The sequence below is a fragment of the Paracoccus sp. L-17 genome, assembly GCF_056857655.1.
Genome location: NZ_JBSXNM010000030.1, coordinates 1 through 17,107, shown reverse-complemented (window position 1 = coordinate 17,107; position 17,107 = coordinate 1). Strand labels below are relative to the sequence as shown.

Genomic DNA, 17,107 nt, shown 5'->3' with positions numbered 1-17,107 from the left:
AACGGCCCTTTCCGGACGGCTGGCGCAAGAATCGCAAATTCCGGACGTGATGGAGGGAAATGATGACGGCGGCATATGACGATCGCGACGGCAAGATCTGGATGGATGGCGAATTGGTCGAATGGCGCGACGCGAATGTTCATGTCCTGACCCATGCGCTGCATTACGCCAGTTCGGTCTTCGAGGGCGAACGCTGCTATGACGGCAAGATCTTCAAGGGGCACGAACATTCTTTGCGGCTGATCGAATCGGCACGGCTGGTGGACATGACCTCGCCCTATACGGCCGAGGAAATCGACGCAGCGAAGGACGCCGTGCTGAAGGCCAACGGGTTCGACAACGCCTATGTGCGCGCGGTGATGTGGCGCGGGTCGGGTCCGGACATGGGCGTTTCGGCCGCGCGGAACCCGGTCCGGATGGCCGTCTGCGCCTGGGAATGGGGCAGCTATTACGGCGATGCGAAATGGCAGGGCGCCAAGCTGGACGTGGCCAAGTGGAAGCGGCCCAGCCCGGAAACGATCCCGACCGCGGCCAAGGCGGCCGGCCTCTACATGATCTGCACCATGTCCAAACACGCGGCCGAGGCCAAGGGCTGTTCGGACGCGCTGTTCATGGATTGGGAAGGCTACGTCGCCGAGGCGACCGGCGCCAACATCTTCTTCATCAGGGATGGCGAGGTGCACACGCCGCTGGCCGACCGCTTCCTGAACGGGATCACGCGGCAGACCATCATCGGGATGCTGAAGGACAACGGCGTTTCGGTTCACGAGCGCCGGATCAGGCCGGAAGAACTGGAAGGTTTTCAGGAATGTTTCCTGACCGGGACCGCCGCCGAGGTGACGCCGGTCGGCCAGATCGGCGACTGGCATTTCCAGGTTGGCGAAACCACGCGCAAGATCGCCGAGGATTACGAGACGCTGGTCCGCGCTTGAATCTCCGCGCTTGAATCACCGACGCCCATCTCGCGCTGGTGGTGCGCGATCATGACGAGGCGATCGGGTTCCATGTCGATGTCCTGGGTTTCCGGCTGCTTGAAGGTGTCCATCAGCCGGAACAGGACAAGCGATGGGTTCTGGTGCAACCGTCGGGTGGCGGCGTTTCCTTGCTGCTGGCGCGCGCCGACCAGCGACGCCCAGAACGCGGTCGTCGGCGATCAGACCGGCGGCCGTGTCTTTCTTTTTCTGGAAACCGACGATTTACGCGCGGACCTGGCCCGACTGCGCCGGGCAGGCATCCGGATCATCCGCGAACCGAGATTGGCGGATTGCGGCATCGCGGCGGTTTTCGCCGACCTCTACGGCAATCTCCGGGATCTGATCCAGCGCCCCGCAGAGGCCGGCTGACCTGCGCGGCTAGGCCGTTTGATCCCGTTCGATCCGCAGGAATTCGGCGGTCTTGCGGTTCTCGTCACCCCGCATCTTCGGGCGGGCGCGCAGGGTCTTGATGGCGGGATGGGTGCCGGCCTCGCGTTCCTGGCGTGCGTATTCGCGCAGGCGCGTTCCGTTCTGGCTGCGGGGTTGATCGCTGACATGCTTGTTCATGATCCGGCCCTCCTCTGGCCTTCTGGACCATCAATATAGGACCGGAACAGACCGATTGGAACCGTCAGGCGGCCTTGATTCCCTGAGCCGCCGACAGAACGGCATGCAGGGCGGTCGCGTCGTCGTTGGCACGCAGCTTCGCGCGCAAATCGTTGTCGCGCAGCGTCCGCGAGACCAGCGCCAGCGCCTTCAGATGATCGACGCCACTGGATTCTGGGGCCAGAAGCGCAAAGATCAGATCGACCGGCTGGCGGTCCACCGCGTCGAAATCCAGCGGTTTCTCGAGGCGCAGGAACAGCCCCACGACGTTGTCCAGCCCGTGCAGGCGGGCATGGGGCAGCGCGACGCCATGGCCGACACCCGTCGGCCCCAGGCTTTCGCGCTCCTGCAGAGCATCCACAACCTCCGAGATGTTCAGCTTGTATTCGGCATTGGCCAGATCGGCCAGTTCCTGAAACAGCCGTTTCTTCGAGGTGACCTGCCCAAGAGAACGAACGGCGCCGGGTTTCAGGATCTCGCTGAGTTGCATGATGCTTGCGTCTCTCTCAATGGATGCGCCCCCGCGCGAAAACGCCGGGGGCGGTCCGTCGGTTCAGCCATGTCGCGGGCGACGATCAGCCATTGCCGCGCGGATCGATCCAACCCACATTGCCGTCGTCGCGGCGGTGGACGACGTTGACGCCGCCGTGTTTCTCGTTGCGAAACACCAGCAGCGGCGTTCCGGCCAGTTCCATCTGCATCACGGCATCCCCTACCGAAAGCGTGGGCACACGCGCCTCCATTTCGGCGATGATGATGGGTTGAAGCCCGCTATCCTTCGTCTCCCACACATCCTCGTCGGCGGACAGCACATACATGCCCGCGGGGCCGAATTCAACCGGATCAGAGCGGTCCTTGTGATGATCCTTCAGACGGCGCTTGTAGCGGCGAAGCTGCTTGTCCATCTTCTCGCGGCAGGCCTCGAAGGCATCATAAATCTCGACCGCGGCCCCGCGCGCCTGCACGGTCAGGCCGGTGGACAGATGCACGACGCTATCGCACAGGAACTGATGCGCGTCGCGGGAAAAGGTGACGGTCGCATCGGTGGGCCGCTGCGAATATTTGGTCACCGTCTCGCCCAGTTCCGTCTCGACATGAGTGCTGAGGGCATCGCCCACATCGATATGTTTTCCGCTGATCGTATAGCGCATCGTCGTTCCTCTTCGGTTGCCCGGTCTGACACGCCTGCCCGACGCAGAAAGCCAGGCCCGGGTTTGAGACGGCATTCCGTGCCGCCACCTGAACATTTGGTGACAGAGCGGCTTGGCTGTCAACGGGGCGGCGGAGGATCGCCGACGACCCGCGCCGCACGAGCTGGTGAGCAGCGTGCTGTCGGGGGCCGGGTCTTGCGGCGAAAGCCGCCCGCAATCGCCGCGCAAGCGCAGTCCGGATCGCGGGTCCGCCACTTCGCATTCAAGGTCGTCCCGTGGAACGGCAATCAGGCCAGGCTGAAGCTGTCGCCCAGATAGACCTTGCGGACCCGCGCGTCGGCAACGATCTCCTGCGTCGAGCCGGACATCAGCACGTTGCCGTCATGCAGGATATAGGCGCGATCCACGATGCCCAGCGTCTCGCGAACGTTGTGATCGGTGATCAGCACCCCGATGCCGCGCGATTTCAGATCATGGACCAGCCCGCGAATCTCGCCCACCGCGATCGGATCGACGCCCGCAAAGGGCTCGTCCAGCAGCAGATAGCCGGGATCCGAGGCCAGACAGCGCGCGATCTCGCATCGCCGCCGCTCGCCCCCCGACAGGGCCAGGGCCGGCGCGCCGCGCAGATGACCGATCGAGAAATCCCCCAGCAACTCCTCCAGCCGGTCGCGGCGGTGGCGCGGATCGTCCAGCGTCACCTCCAGCACGGCCATGATGTTCTGCTCGACCGTCAGGCCCCGAAAGATCGACATTTCCTGTGGCAGATAGCCGATGCCCATCCGTGCACGGCGGAACATCGGCAGCGCGGTTGCGTCGCGGCCGTCGATCATGACCTGCCCGGCATCCGGCGCGACCAGCCCCGCGATGCAGTAGAAGCAGGTCGTCTTGCCGGACCCGTTCGGCCCCAGCAGCGCCACCACCTCGCCCCGGTCCAGCGTGACCGAGACATCGCGGATCACCGGCCGGTTGCGATAGGATTTGCGCAGCCCCGCGACCCGCAGCCCGCCTGCCCTGACCTGAGTGTCCCGCGCCATCAATTGCCGCCGGGCTGGAGCACGGATCGCACCCGGCCATCGACCCTGGCGGTGCCGTCGGCAAGGTTGACGATCATGCGGTCGCCGGTCAGCACGTTCTGGCCCTGTTTCAGCACCACCGCGCCGGCCAGCGCGATATTGCCACTGGCAACGTCGTAATCGGCCGTTTCGGACTGTGCCGCATCCTTGCCCGAGGTCAGGGTCACGTTCCCCTGGGCCTTCAGCGCCTGGATCCGGTTCTGCCCGCCCTCTGCATAGATTACCGTCACGCTGTCGGCGGCCAGCCGCATCTCGCCCTGGCCGATCACCACATTGCCGGTGAAGACCGCGCTGCCATCCGCCTGATCGACGGCAAGATTGTCGGCGGCGACCTCGACCGGGGCCGAGGTGTCGGCCGTCATGCCGCCGAAGGCCACGTTCTGCGCCAGGGCGGGCGCGGCCAGGAGGGTCAGGGCGATGGTCAGGGGGCGCAGCATGGCGGGCATCCTCGTCCGGGGTTCAGGGTTGGTATATCAAACGGACGGAGCCCGAGAAATTCAAGACCGCTGCGCCCGCCCCGTCTTCGCGCTTTGGCTGCAGATCCATGCGGTCTGCGCGGATGCTGCCGAACGGCGCCTCGGCCTCGACCCCGCCGGTCGCGCGAATCAGCGAACGGTCAGTCGCGGCATCGACGCTGGGCGCATCCATCCGCCAGCCCGACGAGGTGGTCATCCTCACGCCGCCGCGCAGTCCGATCAGGCCATCGGCAAGCCCGGCCCGGGGCGCGGTCAGATCGGCGGTCAGGCCGTCCTTGCGCCGCCAGTCCAGCCGCACGTCGCGCGCGGCGCCGGCCCCTTGGCCTGGCGGCGTCGCCTCGCTGGCGCTCAGCGACAATTCGGCACCGTCATCGGTCACGCCGGTATAATCGGGCGCCACGAGGCGCGGCTCGCGCGCCATCTGTTCGGCATCGAGCTGGGCATAGGGAATGCGCGAATCCTCTTCGGGTCGGCGCGAGAACAGGAACAGCGTGGACAGGATCGCCAGCGCCGCCAGTGGCAGAAGCACGCGCAGCCAGCGGACGATGCGGGTGCGCCCCATCCGCCTAGACCAGTCCGGCGCGCAGGCAGTCGTGGATATGCAGAATGCCTTCCGGCCTGCCGCCCCGGACGGCGAAAAGACAGGTGATCTTGCGGTCCTGCATCTCGGCCAGGGCCGCCTCGGCCAGGGCGTCGGGGGCGATGGTGCGCGGATCGCGGGTCATCACCTCGTCGGCGCGGTAGTCCAGCAATCCCTGCATGTGGCGCCGCAAGTCGCCATCGGTGATGATTCCGACCAGGGCGCCGGACCCGTCCGTGACCCCGGTTACGCCATATCCCTTCTGGCTGATGACCAGCAGCGCGTCCGCCATCGGTGCGCTTTCGCCGATCAGGGGCATGTCGGAATGCATCAGATCGCCGACCTTCGACAAAAGCGCGCCCAGCTTGCCACCCGGATGAAAGGTCCGGAAATGCTCGGCCGTGAACTGACGATGCTCCATCAGCGCAACGGCCAGCGCATCGCCCAGGGCCAGCGTCATCGTGGTCGAGGTGGTGGGCACGATGCCGCGCCCGCAGGCCTCTTCGGCGGCGGGCAGGACCAGGGCCACATCCGCCTGCCGCAACAGCGTCGATTCGGGGCGCGAAGCGACCGCGATCAGCGGGATGGCGAACCGCCGGGTATGCGCGACCAGATCGGCCAGTTCGGGCGTTTCGCCGCTGTTGGACAGAATCAGCGCCGCATCGCCCTGCGTCACCATGCCCAGATCGCCGTGACTGGCCTCGGCCGGATGGACGAATTGCGCCGGCGTGCCGGTGGAGGCCAGTGTCGCCGCGATCTTGCGCGCGACATGGCCCGACTTGCCCATGCCCGAGACGATGACCCGGCCTCGAGCGCTCAGGATCACCTCGATTGCACGCTGGAAACTGTCGCCAAGTCCGTCGGCCAGCCGCTCCAGCCCGGCGATCTCGGTGCGGATCACGCGCCGCGCGGTCTCGATGTAATCTGCCAAACCCCTGACCCCTGCTCTGGTCGCCACGTCTCTGTTGGGGGTCCGGGGGGAAAGCGCCCCCGGCCGTCGTCTTCCATCTAGTGCTTGAAGATGTCCTTTTCATCCCCCCAGCCCAGCAGATCCAGATGGGCGCGGGCGGGCAGGAAATCGAAACAGGCCTGCGCAAGCCCCATCCGGTTCTCGCGCTTCAGCCGTTCCTCAAGCGCGGCCTTCAGCTTGTGCAGGTGCAGGACGTCGGAGGCCGCGTATTCCAGTTGCGCGTCCGTCAGATCCGGCTGCCCCCAGTCGCTGGTCTGCTGCTGCTTGCTGACATCGACATCCGCCAGTTCGTTCAACAGGTATTTCAGCCCGTGCCGGTCGGTGAAGGTGCGCACCAGCTTCGAGGCGATCTTGGTGCACCAGACCGGCGAGGTCACGACGCCGAAAGCGTTTTCCAGCGCCGCGATGTCGAAACGGCCGAAATGGAACAGCTTCACCACCTTGGGATCGGTCAGGATCCGGCACAGGTTGGGAGCCTCGGTCTGACCGCGCTCGATCTGGACAAGATGGGCATCGCCGTCGCCCGCCGACATCTGCACCAGACACAACCGGTCGCGGCGAGGATCCAGCCCCATCGTTTCGGTGTCGATGGCCACAACGGGGCCAAGGTTCACGTCGTCGGGCAGGTCGTTCGGATAAAGATGGATGCTCATCGGCCTTTTTCTGCTTGGGTTCCGGTTTTGCGCCTCTCTGACCAGAAACCGTCGCGGCATTCCAGAAGAATCGCCGCGCCCCGCGAGGAAGATGACGGTGCGTCGCACGGCATCGGCGTCGAACCGATCCTCACGCCCACGCCACGGCGCAAGGGTCCGCAGGCGGGCCGGGCTTCGGCGCGGCAGGCGCCCGATCATGCGGCCTGCCACAGCCCCTGTTCCCGGACCAGCTGGCAGGCCTGGTCGATCGAGGTTCGCGCCCGTTCGATCAGCAGGTCGATCTCGGATTCGCTGATGACCAGCGGCGGCGAGATGATCATCCTGTCGCCGACATGGCGCATGACCAGATTATTGGCGAAACAGCGTTCGCGGCAGATCAGCCCCACGGTCCCCGCATCCGCGGCAAAGCGCGCCCGGCTGTCCTTGTCCGGCGTCAGCGCGATTGACCCCATCATGCCGACGATCTTGGCCTCGCCCACCATCGGGTGATCCGTCAGGCTTTCCCACCTGGCCTTCAGATAAGGCGCCGTCACCTTGGCCACGCGATCGACAATGCCATCCTCGTCCAGGATGCGCAGGTTTTCCAGCGCCACGGCGGCGGCGACGGGATGGGCGGAATAGGTATAGCCATGGGCGAATTCACCCGTCTCGTTGATGACCTTCGCCACCCGGTCCGACAGGATGGATCCGCCCATTGGCGCATAGCCCGAGGTCAGGCCCTTTGCGATGGTCATGATGTCGGGTGTCATCCCCATCGTCTGCGAGCCGAACCAGTTGCCGGTCCGCCCGAAGCCGCAGATTACCTCGTCCGCGATCAGCAGGATGTCGTATTTGGCAAGGATGCGGTTGATCTCGGGCCAGTAGGTTTCGGGCGGCACGATCACGCCGCCCGCACCCTGCACCGGCTCGGCGATGAAGGCCGCGACCTTGTCGGGGCCGATTTCCTCGATCTTCGCCTCAAGCTGGCGGGCGCGTTCGAGGCCGAATTCCTCGGGCGTCATGTCGCCGCCTTCCGACCACCAGTCCGGCTGGTCTATATGGACGATGCCGGGGATCGGCAGGCCGCCCTGCGCGTGCATCCCCTTCATCCCGCCCAGGCTGGCCGCGCCCATGGTGGACCCGTGATAGCCGTTCCATCGCGAGATCACGACCTGCTTTTCGGGCTGGCCCTGCGCGGCCCAGAAGTGCCGCACGATCCGCAGGTTGGTGTCGTTGGAATCCGATCCCGAACCGTTGAAGAAGACGTGGTTCAGATCGCCGGGCGCAAGCTCGGCCAGGCGTTTGGCAAGGCTCAGCGCCGGAATGTGGGTCGTCTGGAAGAAGGTGTTGTAGAACGGCAGCTGGCGCATCTGTTCGGCGGCGGCCTGCACCAATTCCTCGCGCCCATAGCCGATATTGACGCACCACAGGCCGGCCATGCCGTCCAGGATCTCGTTCCCGTCGCTGTCTGTCAGGAACACGCCCTCGGCGCGGGTAATGACGCGCGCGCCCTTCGCGCTCAGCTCCGCGCCGGCGGTGAAGGGATGCATGTGATGGGCCGCGTCGATGGCCTGCAATTCGGCCGTGGGCAGGTGGTTCTGGATCATCGTCAGGCTCCTCGCACGCGGATCGGAACGAAAAAATGGCCGCGCATGGCGACCCTTTGCGGACAAGATAGAGCTTCGCCGAATGGCGTCAACCCGATTTGATCAAATCTTTTCGCGCAGGATGGCGCGAACGTTCTCCATCCCCTGCCTGATGTCGCCGGCGATGGCCACGCCGGCGGCCGTCCCGTCTCCGCGCGCCAGCGCAGCCAGCGCCTGCTGGTGCAGATCGGGCAGGTTGCGGGTGCCGAATCGGCCGCACATGACCCGCAGCGATGGCGCGGCGCGCAGCCACAGGGCCTCGACCAGCGGCAGCAGGACCTGCGAGGCCGAGGCGGCGTAAAGCGTCATGTGAAAGCGGTGGTTCTGCATCATGTAGCCGGTGATGTCGCCGCCGGCGATGGCCTGGTTCAGAACATCGTCGATCCGGTTCAGACCGGCGATCTGGGCAGTGGTCAGCAGCGGCGCGGCGCGGCGCACCAGTTCGGGTTCCAGGGCGAGGCGGGCGAACAGCAATTCGTCGATCTGGGCCTCGGACAGGATCGGCACCGAAACCCGCCGGTTGCCCTGAAATTGCAAGGCGCCCTCGGCGATCAGCCGCCGGATCGCCTCGCGCACGGGGGTCATGCCGGCGCCCAGCATCGCCACCAGCCCCTGGATCGTGACCGGCTGGCCCGGCGCCAGGTCGCCCGACAGGATCATCTCGCGCAGGCGGTGGTGGACGCGGACATGTTCCGGAGGCTTCGGTTCGGGATTGTTCAAATTCCGGGCATTCCTCTTTTCGAACGGGCCGGTGACTTGGTCTTGACAGGATCGCCGCCACCTGTCCCGATTATCATGTTGCGACGCCCATTCGCTTTTGATCAAATTGGGCTGCGAAAGACAATGAGAACCACCAACAGGGGAGTTTCGCAATGAAAAAGGCATGGATGCCGCTGGCCGCCCTTATCGCCGCCGGGACCGCCGCGCAGGCCGAGGAGGTCCGCGTCTACAACTGGTCCGACTATATCGACGAATCGCTGCTGGCGAAATTCGAGGACGAAACCGGAATCGATCTGATCTACGACGTCTTCGACAGCAACGAGGTGCTGGAAACCAAGATGCTGGCGGGATCGTCGGGCTATGACGTGGTCGTGCCGACCGGATCCTTTCTTCAGCGCCAGATCCAGGCGGGCGTTTTCCAGAAGCTGGATTACGACAAGCTGCCCAACGCGGTGAACCTGTGGGACGTGATCAAGGAACGCACGGCCAAATATGATCCCGGCAACGAATATTCGATCAATTACATGTGGGGCACGACCGGGCTTGGCGTGAATGTCGAGAAGGTCAGGCAGGCCCTGGGCGAGGATGCGCCGATCGACAGCCTGGATCTGATCTTCAAGCCCGAGAACATGGAGAAGCTGGCCTCCTGCGGCGTCATGTTTCTGGACGCGCCGACCGAGGTGATCCCTGCGGCGCTGAAGTTCCTAGGCGAGGATCCCGACAGCAAGGATCCCGACGTGATCGCCAAGGTCGAGGGGGTGCTGATGCCGGTCAGACCCTATATCTCGAAGTTCCACAGTTCGGAATACATCAACGCGCTGGCCAATGGCGACATCTGCGTGGCCTTCGGCTGGTCGGGCGACATCCTGCAGGCCCGCGACCGCGCCGCCGAGGCCGACAACGGCATCACGATCGCCTATAACGCGCCCAAGGAAGGCGCGCTGATGTGGTTTGACCAGATGGCCATCCCGGCCGATGCACCCAATCCCGACGGCGCGCTCAAGTTTCTGAATTTCATGATGGATCCGCAGAACATGGCGGCCGCGTCGAACTATGTCTATTACGCCAACGGCAACAAGGCGTCGCAGCAATACCTGAACGAGGACGTGATCGGCGATCCGGCGATCTATCCTTCGGCCGAGACGATGAAGAACCTCTACACCTTCACGCCCTACGACCCCAAGGTGCAGCGGATCGTCACCCGGCTCTGGACCAAGATCAAGTCCGGCACCTGATCCGGAACGCCGCCGCCGCGCCCTGTTCGGGCGCGGCGCATTCCTTGCCGCTCATCCGTCAGAGGTTTCGATGGCGCAGTCCAAGCCGCAGAATGTCTTCGCCCCCTGGGACGATCCGAACGTGGTGCCGCTGATCCGGTTCCGCAACGTCACCAAGCGGTTCGGGACCTTCACCGCCATCGACAGCCTGGATCTGGACATCTACCGCAAGGAATTCTTCGCCCTTCTCGGCCCCTCGGGCTGCGGCAAGACCACGCTGATGCGGATGCTGGCAGGGTTCGAGACGCCCAGCGAAGGCAAGATCACCGTCGATGATGTCGATGTCGGGCCGATCCCGCCCAACAAGCGGCCGGTGAACATGATGTTCCAAAGCTATGCGCTGTTTCCCCATCTGACGGTCGAGGACAACATCGCCTTCGGGCTGAAACGATCGAAGATGTCGCGGGACGAGATTACCGCGCGCGTGACCGAGATGCTGCGCCTGACCCGGCTCGAGAAATTCGCCAGACGCAAGCCGCACCAGATTTCCGGCGGACAGCGGCAGCGGGTGGCGCTGGCCCGGTCGCTGGCCAAGGCGCCCAAGCTGTTGCTGCTGGACGAACCGCTGGGCGCCCTGGACCGCAAGCTGCGCGAAGATACGCAGTTCGAGCTGATGGACATTCAGGAAAAGACCGGCACGACCTTCGTCATCGTCACCCACGATCAGGAAGAGGCGATGACGGTCGCCAGCCGCGTCGCGGTCATGGATCACGGGCGCATCGTCCAGGTGGACACGCCCGCCGGCATCTACGAGAACCCGAACAGCGTCTATGTCGCGGATTTCATCGGCGATGTGAACATCATCGAGGGCAATGCCTCGCCTGCCGGCGAGGGCCGGGTGTCGATCCACTACGCCGAAGGCGCGCAGCCGATCATCGCCGCAGCCGACCACATCCCGGACGGACAGCGCGTCTCCTTCGCGATCCGGCCGGAAAAGATCGTCGTGGGAACCGAACCCGATCCCGACCGCACCAATCAGGTTCGCGGCAGGATCGTCGATATAGGCTATCTCGGCAATGTCTCGACCTATCACCTGGAATTGCCGGAGGGGCAGAAATTCTCGGCCCAGATGACCAATGCGCGACGCCTGGCGCGTCGCGACTTTACCTGGGACGACGAGGTCTGGCTGTCCTGGACCGAGACCGCCGGCGTCGTCCTGACCGAATAGGGAGGCAGTCATGAACCTGCGCCGCCTGTTGCTGATCGCGATTCCCTATCTGTGGCTGCTGGGGCTGTTCCTGGTGCCATTCCTGATCGTGCTGAAAATCTCGCTTTCGGATACGGCGGTGGCGATTCCGCCCTACACGCCGACGCTGGATCTGTCGGGCGGCTGGGCGTCGATCAAGGAATTCTTCGGCCAGCTCGATTTCGAGAATTTCATCTGGCTGACCCAGGACGAATTGTATTGGCGGTCCTATCTGTCCAGCTTGCAGATCGCGGCCGTCTCGACCTTCATCACGCTGCTGGTCGGCTATCCCGTCGCCTACGGCATGGCGCAAAGTCCCGACGAATGGCGGCCCACGCTGATGATGCTGGTGATCCTGCCCTTCTGGACCTCGTTCCTGATCCGGGTCTATGCGTGGATCGGGATCCTTGCGAATGAGGGGTTCCTGAACCAGTTCCTGCTCTGGACCGGCATCATCGACATGCCGCTCCAGATCATGAACACGACGACGGCCGTCTATATAGGCATCGTCTATACCTACCTGCCCTTCATGATCCTGCCGATCTACGCCACGCTGGAAAAGATGGACGGCGCCCTGATCGAGGCGGCCGAGGATCTGGGCTGTTCGCGGCTGTCGGCCTTCTGGCTGGTGACGCTGCCGCTGTCGCGGCCGGGCATCATCGCGGGCTGTTTTCTGGTCTTCATCCCGGTCATAGGCGAATTCGTGATTCCCTCGCTGCTGGGCGGATCGCGCACGCTGATGATCGGCAAGGTCCTGTGGGAGGAATTCTTCTCGAACCGCGACTGGCCGGTGGCCTCTGCGGTCGCGGTGGTCCTGCTGATTCTGCTGATCGTTCCCATCGTGCTGTTCCAGCGCAACCAACAACGCCAGCAGGAGGCCAGCCAATGAATCGCCGCCTGAGCTGGTTCAACGTCACCACGCTGAGCCTGGGCTTCGCCTTCCTGTATCTGCCGATGCTGATCCTGATCATCTACAGCTTCAACGCCTCGAAGCTGGTCACGGTCTGGGCGGGCTTCTCGACGCAGTGGTATGTCTCTCTGATGGGCAACCAGCAGTTCCTGGACGCGGCTTGGGTGACGCTGCGGGTCGCCTTCTTCTCGTCGACGCTGGCGACGGTTCTGGGCACGATGGCGGCCTATGTGCTGGTCCGGGCGGGGCGCTTTCCGGGGCGGACGCTGTTTTCCGGCATGATCTACGCGCCACTGGTCATGCCCGACGTGATCACCGGCCTTTCGCTGCTGCTGCTGTTCATCGCCATCAACCTTGACCGCGGCATCTTCACCATCGTCCTGGCGCATACGACGTTTTCCATGTGCTATGTCTCGGTCGTCGTCTCGTCGCGGCTGATGACCTTCGACCGTTCGCTGGAAGAGGCCGCGCTGGATCTGGGCTGCACGCCCTTCGACGCCTTCCGGTCGGTGACGCTGCCGATCATCACGCCGGCGGTGATCTCGGGCTGGCTTCTGGCCTTCACCCTGTCGCTGGACGATCTGGTGATCGCCTCGTTCACCGCCGGCCCGTCCTCGACCACGCTGCCGATCCGCATCTTTTCCTCGGTCCGCCTTGGCGTCAGCCCCGAAATCAACGCCCTGTCCACGATCATGATCTCCATCGTGGCCGTGGGCGTCGTCTCGGCCTCGCTGGTGTCAAAGCGCGCCATCATCCGTCAGCGGCAAGAGGAACTGGCCGGCGTGCGTGCATGAGTCGGTCGCGCCTCTATGAACCCGCAGCCTACGGCGCGGCCGCCCTGGACGGCTGTTTCTGGCCCGGCACGCAGGATGATCCGTGCACCTATCCGGCCCTGCACGGCGAGGCCCAGGCCGATTTCGCGGTGATCGGGGCAGGCGTCACCGGGCTGTCGGCGGCGCTGGAACTGGCCCGGTCGGGGCAGGATGTGGCGGTGCTGGACCGGCACCGGCCCGGCTGGGGCGCCTCGGGCCGCAATGGCGGCTTCTGCTGCCTCGGCGGCGCAAAGCTGGGCCGTGACGCGATGATCCGCCGCTATGGCGAGGCCGAGCACCGCCGTTATCGCACCACCGAGATGGCCGCCATCGCCCATGTCCGCGCCGTTCTGGACGATCACCGCATCGACGCCGACACCCATTCGCGGGGTGGCGAGTTGCAACTGGCGCATCGCCCGCGCGACTGGGCCGCGTTTCAGCAAGAGGCCGGGCTGGCCGCGCGCGATTATGGCATCACGCCGCGCCTGATCCCCGCCGCCGATCTGCCCGCCGAGGGCGCCGCGGGCACGGGCTTTCACGGCGGTTTGGTGCTGCCCCTGGGCTTTGCGCTGAACCCGCGGAAATATGTGCTGGGCCTGGCCCATGCCGCGCAGGATCACGGCGCGCGCCTTCACGCCGACAGCCCGGTTCTGCGGATCGCGCGGCGGCGGGACAGTTATGTGCTGGCCACGCCATACGGACACCTGCGCGCGCGCCGGCTGCTGCTGGCCACGAACGGCTATTCCGCGGAAGACCTGCCGGACTGGATGCGCGGCCGCTATCTGCCGGTGCAGTCCTCGGTGATCGTGACGCGGCCGCTGACCGATGCCCAGATCGCCGCGCAGGGCTGGAGCACCGATCTGATGGCCTTCGACAGCCGCAGCCTGCTGCATTACTTCCGCCTGCTGCCCGACCGCCGGTTCCTGTTCGGGATGCGCGGCGGCATTGCCTGGACGCCCCGCACCCATCGCGCCATCCGCCACCGGATCATCGCGGATTTCCAGGCCATGTTCCCGGCCTGGCGTCAGGTCGGGATGACGCATTTCTGGTCCGGCCTCGCCTGCCTGACCCGCAGCCTGGTGCCCTTCACCGGCCCCATCGACACCTGGCCGGGCGCCTTTGCGGCCTTCGGCTATCACGGCAACGGCGTCGCGATGGGCAGCTTCGCCGGGCAGCAGATGGCCCGGCTGGCGATGGACCAGACCGCGGATCTGCCCGGCTTTTTCGCCCGTCCTCCGCCCCGGTTCGAGGGTGGCGGCCTGCGCCGCCACCTGCTGCGCGCGGCCTATGCGTGGTATGCTTGGCGCGACCGCTGAAATCGTTTCAGGTATCGCGTCTCAGCAGATCGCGGGTAAAGACCCTGCCGGCCACATCGTCCAGATCGTCATGGCGGCGATTGGCGATGATCAGGTCGGCCTTGGCCTTGAATGCCTCCAGATCGCGGATCACGGCCGAGTTGAAGAATTGTTCGGCATCCAGCGCCGGCTCGTAGACGATACATTCGACACCCTTGGCCTTGATCCGCTTCATGATGCCCTGAATCGCGCTGTCGCGGAAATTGTCCGAGCCTTCCTTCATCACCAGCCGGTAGATCCCCACGACCTTGGGCCGCCGCGACAGGACCTGATCCGAGATGAAGTCCTTGCGCGTCCGGTTCGATTCCACGATGGCCGCGATCAGGTTCTGCGGCACGCTGTCATAATTCGCCAGCAACTGCTTGGTATCCTTTGGCAGACAATAACCGCCATAGCCGAAGGACGGGTTGTTGTAGTAATCGCCCACCCGTGGATCCAGCGACACCCCCTCGATGATCGCGCGCGGATCCAGATCGTGGCTCAGCGCATAGCTGTCCAGTTCGTTGAAGAACGCGACCCGCATGGCAAGGAAGGTATTGGCGAACAGCTTGATCGCCTCGGCCTCGGTCGAATCGGTCAGCAGGACCGGCACATCGCGGTCCTCGGCCGCCGCCACCAGCATGTCGGCGAAACGGCGCGCCGCCGCCGTCCTGTCGCCGACCACGATCCGGCTGGGATGGAGATTGTCGTAAAGTGCCTTGCCCTCGCGCAGGAATTCCGGCGAGAACAGAATCCGCTCGCAACCCGACCTGTCGCGGATGCTGCGGGTAAAGCCCACGGGAATCGTCGATTTGATGACGATGGTCGCATCGGGCGCCATCTCGCACGCCATGGCCACGACCTGTTCGACCGAGGACGTGTCGAAGTAATTGCTGCGGGGATCGTAATTGGTGGGCGTCGCCACGATCACGTAATCGGCCCCGGACATCGCTTCGCGCGGATCGGTCGTCGCCGTCAGGTTCAGCGCCCGGCCGGCGAAGAATTCCGCGATCTCGTCATCCTCGATGGGCGAAACCCGCGCCTGCACCGACGCGACGCGCTCGGCATCGATGTCCAGCGCCACCACCTGATGACGCTGGGCCAGCAGAACCGCGTTCGACAATCCGACATATCCCAGTCCGGCCACGGCAATCTTCATCACGTCCACCCCTTATCAACACTTCGCGATCCGTCATAGGTCAGCCCGCGCCCGGCGTCCATCATCCCGTGCCCCGGCCCCGCCGGTCACAGCGATCGCCACAATTGATGAGCCGCAAAGGCCGCATCGCAGAACCGCGCCACCGCCCTGCCGCCCCGGGCCACCGGCATCGCGGATGGCGCCAGAGGCAGATCCGACAACGCCCCGCCCGCCAGATGCCGGGCCAGTCCGCGTCCGACATGCGTGCCCGGACCGATGCCTCGCCCGTTATAGCCGATCGGAATGAACAGCCCCTCGGCCGGGCAAAGGATGCGCGGCAGATGATCGCCGGTCATGGCGATGCGTCCGTCCCAGCCCGCCTCGAATTCGACCGGACCCAGATCGGGAAACAGGACCCGCAGCCGCCGGGCCGCCCATCGCCGCGACAGGCCCGCATCGCCGCCAATCAGCGATCCCATGGACCCCAGGATCAGCCGCCCCGCCACGTCGCGCCGCAACGAGAACATGACGCGCGCCGTATCCCACACGCCCTCACCGCCGGGCAGGATCGAACGGGCCCGATCCCCCAGCGGCGCCGTCGCAAGCTGAAAGAACCGGATCGGGATGAAGCTTCGCGCCAGTCCCGGCCACAGGCCGTCGCTGTAGGCGTTGGTGGCCAGGATCACCGAATCCGCCCTGATCTCGCCCGCATCGCTGCGCAAGCGCCAGGCCGGACCCTCGCGCGTCAGCTTCGTTACGCGGACGTTTTCCACGATCCGCGCCCCGGCCGCGCGCGCGGCGCGCGCCAGACCGCGCGCATAGCCCATCGGGTTGATCGTGCCGGCGCGGCGATCCAGCAATCCGCCGTGAAAGGCGCGGGTCCCGGTCCGCCGCGCGGCCTCGGCGGCCGACAGCAGTTCGACGGGTGCGCCCAAACGCTGCCATTGCCATGCGCGGTCGCGCAGATCGGCCAGCCCGGCTGCCGAATGAGCAACATGGATGGTGCCGTTTCGGGACGCATCGCAGGCGATGCCGTGACGTTCGATCAGCGAAAAGACCAGATCGGGCGCGTCCCCCAGACCGGCGATCAAGCGGCTTCCGGCCTCTTCGCCCAGGGCGGCGCGAACCTGATCCGGGGGCAGCCACAGGCCGGCATTGACCAGCCCGACATTGCGCCCCGAACCGCCATGACCGATCCGCCGCGCCTCGATCACCTGCACGCTCAGCCCCTGCTCGGCTGCGTGCAGGGCCGCCGAAAGCCCGGTGAAACCGGCACCGACGATGGCCAGATCGGCCGAGGCCGCCATGCCCCCCGCAATCGCATCCGCCGGCGCGGTACGATCCCACAAGGAGATCGGATCCTCATTGTCTGCCTGCATTCCGGGTCCTGCCCCCTGCCGCGTCACGAATGCGACATTCGCCGGAACCTCCGGCGCTGTCAAAACCCGTTCGCGATCCCGGCATGGCAGCCGCGCCCGGACATCGGGTTTTCGGCGATCATTTTGCGGTGAGGCTTGTTATGATTGCTGCGTTGACGATGTCTTCGGGGGTGCACCCCCGGGAGAGGTCGTTGGCGGGGCTGGCGAGGCCCTGGAGGATGGGGCCGATGGCGTGGCAGCGGC

21 protein-coding genes and 1 pseudogene are annotated in these 17,107 nt (G+C 65.3%); 8 read left to right on the top strand and 14 right to left on the bottom strand.

Features of this window, described 5'->3' with window-relative positions; genetic code table 11:
- Positions 1–62: 62 nt before the first annotated feature.
- Positions 63–932 carry a branched-chain amino acid aminotransferase gene (locus tag AC13CR_RS04825; protein ID WP_292957936.1) on the top strand — a complete coding sequence of 290 codons (870 nt, stop codon included), beginning with the start codon at positions 63–65 and terminating at the stop codon, positions 930–932.
- On the opposite strand, the gene AC13CR_RS04820 is transcribed toward AC13CR_RS04825, so the two are convergent.
- The gene (locus AC13CR_RS04820; RefSeq protein ID WP_446232093.1) at positions 908–1,045 is read right to left on the bottom strand and encodes a hypothetical protein; all 138 of its coding nucleotides are present in this window, start codon (positions 1,043–1,045) and stop codon (positions 908–910) included. The two genes, AC13CR_RS04825 and AC13CR_RS04820, sit on opposite strands and share 25 nt — an antisense overlap.
- Between AC13CR_RS04820 and AC13CR_RS04815 the strand changes: the two are divergent.
- Together AC13CR_RS04815 and AC13CR_RS04810 are read left to right on the top strand one after the other, a co-directional pair.
- A pseudogene (locus AC13CR_RS04815) lies at positions 1,016–1,081 on the top strand (VOC family protein); the annotation flags it as partial. The gene AC13CR_RS04820 and the pseudogene AC13CR_RS04815 overlap by 30 nt on opposite strands.
- A 7-nt stretch (positions 1,082–1,088) precedes the next feature.
- Positions 1,089–1,343: a VOC family protein gene (locus AC13CR_RS04810; RefSeq protein ID WP_446232092.1), complete on the top strand. Its 255-nt coding sequence runs from the start codon at positions 1,089–1,091 to the stop codon at positions 1,341–1,343.
- Positions 1,344–1,352: 9 nt separating this feature from the next.
- Here AC13CR_RS04810 and AC13CR_RS04805 read toward each other — a convergent pair whose 3' ends face one another.
- The 10 genes from AC13CR_RS04805 to AC13CR_RS04760 all read right to left on the bottom strand — a co-directional run bounded on the left by AC13CR_RS04805 (position 1,353) and on the right by AC13CR_RS04760 (position 8,831).
- Positions 1,353–1,541 (bottom strand): hypothetical protein, encoded by a 189-nt coding sequence (locus tag AC13CR_RS04805; RefSeq protein ID WP_292957938.1) that lies wholly within the window; start codon positions 1,539–1,541, stop codon positions 1,353–1,355.
- Between the two features lie 64 nt (positions 1,542–1,605).
- Positions 1,606–2,070: a PTS sugar transporter subunit IIA gene (locus AC13CR_RS04800; RefSeq protein WP_292957939.1), complete on the bottom strand. Its 465-nt coding sequence runs from the start codon at positions 2,068–2,070 to the stop codon at positions 1,606–1,608.
- Positions 2,071–2,155: 85 nt separating this feature from the next.
- Complete coding sequence (hpf, locus tag AC13CR_RS04795) at positions 2,156–2,731, bottom strand: ribosome hibernation-promoting factor, HPF/YfiA family (RefSeq protein ID WP_292957941.1); 576 nt, start codon at positions 2,729–2,731, stop codon at positions 2,156–2,158.
- Positions 2,732–3,018: 287 nt separating this feature from the next.
- The gene (gene lptB / locus AC13CR_RS04790) at positions 3,019–3,768 is read right to left on the bottom strand and encodes an LPS export ABC transporter ATP-binding protein (RefSeq protein ID WP_292957943.1); all 750 of its coding nucleotides are present in this window, start codon (positions 3,766–3,768) and stop codon (positions 3,019–3,021) included.
- Positions 3,768–4,244, bottom strand: a complete 477-nt coding sequence (gene lptA, locus AC13CR_RS04785; RefSeq protein WP_292957945.1) for a lipopolysaccharide transport periplasmic protein LptA — start codon at positions 4,242–4,244, stop codon at positions 3,768–3,770. Before lptA ends, lptB begins: the two co-directional genes overlap by 1 nt.
- A gap of 22 nt (positions 4,245–4,266) precedes the next feature.
- Positions 4,267–4,845, bottom strand: a complete 579-nt coding sequence (locus AC13CR_RS04780; RefSeq protein ID WP_292957947.1) for a hypothetical protein — start codon at positions 4,843–4,845, stop codon at positions 4,267–4,269.
- A gap of 4 nt (positions 4,846–4,849) precedes the next feature.
- Entirely contained in the window at positions 4,850–5,794 is a 945-nt protein-coding gene (locus AC13CR_RS04775; RefSeq protein WP_292957949.1) for a KpsF/GutQ family sugar-phosphate isomerase, read from the bottom strand.
- A gap of 77 nt (positions 5,795–5,871) precedes the next feature.
- Positions 5,872–6,486, bottom strand: coding sequence for a ribonuclease D (locus tag AC13CR_RS04770; protein WP_446233628.1), 615 nt, complete (start codon positions 6,484–6,486; stop codon positions 5,872–5,874).
- A gap of 194 nt (positions 6,487–6,680) precedes the next feature.
- Positions 6,681–8,078, bottom strand: a complete 1,398-nt coding sequence (locus AC13CR_RS04765) for an aspartate aminotransferase family protein (protein WP_292957977.1) — start codon at positions 8,076–8,078, stop codon at positions 6,681–6,683.
- A gap of 96 nt (positions 8,079–8,174) precedes the next feature.
- Positions 8,175–8,831: a GntR family transcriptional regulator gene (locus AC13CR_RS04760; RefSeq protein ID WP_292957953.1), complete on the bottom strand. Its 657-nt coding sequence runs from the start codon at positions 8,829–8,831 to the stop codon at positions 8,175–8,177.
- 152 nt (positions 8,832–8,983) lie between these two features.
- Here AC13CR_RS04760 and AC13CR_RS04755 point away from each other — a divergent pair, with 152 nt between their 5' ends.
- The 5 genes from AC13CR_RS04755 (at position 8,984) to AC13CR_RS04735 (ending at position 14,329) form a co-directional block, all read left to right on the top strand.
- Positions 8,984–10,066, top strand: a complete 1,083-nt coding sequence (locus tag AC13CR_RS04755; RefSeq protein ID WP_292957955.1) for a polyamine ABC transporter substrate-binding protein — start codon at positions 8,984–8,986, stop codon at positions 10,064–10,066.
- Between the two features lie 70 nt (positions 10,067–10,136).
- Positions 10,137–11,273, top strand: a complete 1,137-nt coding sequence (locus AC13CR_RS04750) for an ABC transporter ATP-binding protein (RefSeq protein ID WP_446233627.1) — start codon at positions 10,137–10,139, stop codon at positions 11,271–11,273.
- Between the two features lie 16 nt (positions 11,274–11,289).
- On the top strand, positions 11,290–12,180 hold the full coding sequence (locus AC13CR_RS04745) for an ABC transporter permease subunit (RefSeq protein ID WP_292957979.1): 891 nt from the start codon (positions 11,290–11,292) through the stop codon (positions 12,178–12,180).
- Entirely contained in the window at positions 12,177–12,995 is an 819-nt protein-coding gene (locus AC13CR_RS04740) for an ABC transporter permease (RefSeq protein ID WP_292957959.1), read from the top strand. Before AC13CR_RS04745 ends, AC13CR_RS04740 begins: the two co-directional genes overlap by 4 nt.
- Positions 12,992–14,329: an NAD(P)/FAD-dependent oxidoreductase gene (locus tag AC13CR_RS04735; RefSeq protein WP_292957961.1), complete on the top strand. Its 1,338-nt coding sequence runs from the start codon at positions 12,992–12,994 to the stop codon at positions 14,327–14,329. The genes AC13CR_RS04740 and AC13CR_RS04735 overlap by 4 nt, the downstream gene beginning before the upstream one ends.
- Positions 14,330–14,336: 7 nt before the next feature.
- Here the strand turns inward: AC13CR_RS04735 and AC13CR_RS04730 are convergent, their stop codons facing one another.
- The 3 genes from AC13CR_RS04730 to AC13CR_RS04720 form a co-directional block, all read right to left on the bottom strand.
- Positions 14,337–15,506, bottom strand: coding sequence for a nucleotide sugar dehydrogenase (locus tag AC13CR_RS04730; RefSeq protein ID WP_292957963.1), 1,170 nt, complete (start codon positions 15,504–15,506; stop codon positions 14,337–14,339).
- 86 nt (positions 15,507–15,592) lie between these two features.
- Positions 15,593–16,864: an NAD(P)/FAD-dependent oxidoreductase gene (locus tag AC13CR_RS04725; RefSeq protein ID WP_446236348.1), complete on the bottom strand. Its 1,272-nt coding sequence runs from the start codon at positions 16,862–16,864 to the stop codon at positions 15,593–15,595.
- A 118-nt stretch (positions 16,865–16,982) separates the two neighbouring features.
- Positions 16,983–17,107: phosphate acyltransferase (locus AC13CR_RS04720; RefSeq protein ID WP_446233629.1), on the bottom strand; the 125-nt coding region annotated here is incomplete at its 5' end.

Coding starts and splice junctions, on each gene's coding strand:
- AC13CR_RS04825 (WP_292957936.1), top strand. CDS start 63: ATGACGGCGGCATATGACGATCGCGACGGCAAGATCTGGATGGATGGC.
- AC13CR_RS04820 (WP_446232093.1), bottom strand. CDS start 1,045: ATGGACACCTTCAAGCAGCCGGAAACCCAGGACATCGACATGGAACCC.
- AC13CR_RS04805 (WP_292957938.1), bottom strand. CDS start 1,541: ATGAACAAGCATGTCAGCGATCAACCCCGCAGCCAGAACGGAACGCGC.
- AC13CR_RS04800 (WP_292957939.1), bottom strand. CDS start 2,070: ATGCAACTCAGCGAGATCCTGAAACCCGGCGCCGTTCGTTCTCTTGGG.
- hpf (WP_292957941.1), bottom strand. CDS start 2,731: ATGCGCTATACGATCAGCGGAAAACATATCGATGTGGGCGATGCCCTC.
- lptB (WP_292957943.1), bottom strand. CDS start 3,768: ATGGCGCGGGACACTCAGGTCAGGGCAGGCGGGCTGCGGGTCGCGGGG.
- lptA (WP_292957945.1), bottom strand. CDS start 4,244: ATGCTGCGCCCCCTGACCATCGCCCTGACCCTCCTGGCCGCGCCCGCC.
- AC13CR_RS04780 (WP_292957947.1), bottom strand. CDS start 4,845: ATGGGGCGCACCCGCATCGTCCGCTGGCTGCGCGTGCTTCTGCCACTG.
- AC13CR_RS04770 (WP_446233628.1), bottom strand. CDS start 6,486: ATGAGCATCCATCTTTATCCGAACGACCTGCCCGACGACGTGAACCTT.
- AC13CR_RS04755 (WP_292957955.1), top strand. CDS start 8,984: ATGAAAAAGGCATGGATGCCGCTGGCCGCCCTTATCGCCGCCGGGACC.
- AC13CR_RS04750 (WP_446233627.1), top strand. CDS start 10,137: ATGGCGCAGTCCAAGCCGCAGAATGTCTTCGCCCCCTGGGACGATCCG.
- AC13CR_RS04740 (WP_292957959.1), top strand. CDS start 12,177: ATGAATCGCCGCCTGAGCTGGTTCAACGTCACCACGCTGAGCCTGGGC.
- AC13CR_RS04735 (WP_292957961.1), top strand. CDS start 12,992: ATGAGTCGGTCGCGCCTCTATGAACCCGCAGCCTACGGCGCGGCCGCC.
- AC13CR_RS04730 (WP_292957963.1), bottom strand. CDS start 15,506: ATGAAGATTGCCGTGGCCGGACTGGGATATGTCGGATTGTCGAACGCG.
- AC13CR_RS04725 (WP_446236348.1), bottom strand. CDS start 16,864: ATGCAGGCAGACAATGAGGATCCGATCTCCTTGTGGGATCGTACCGCG.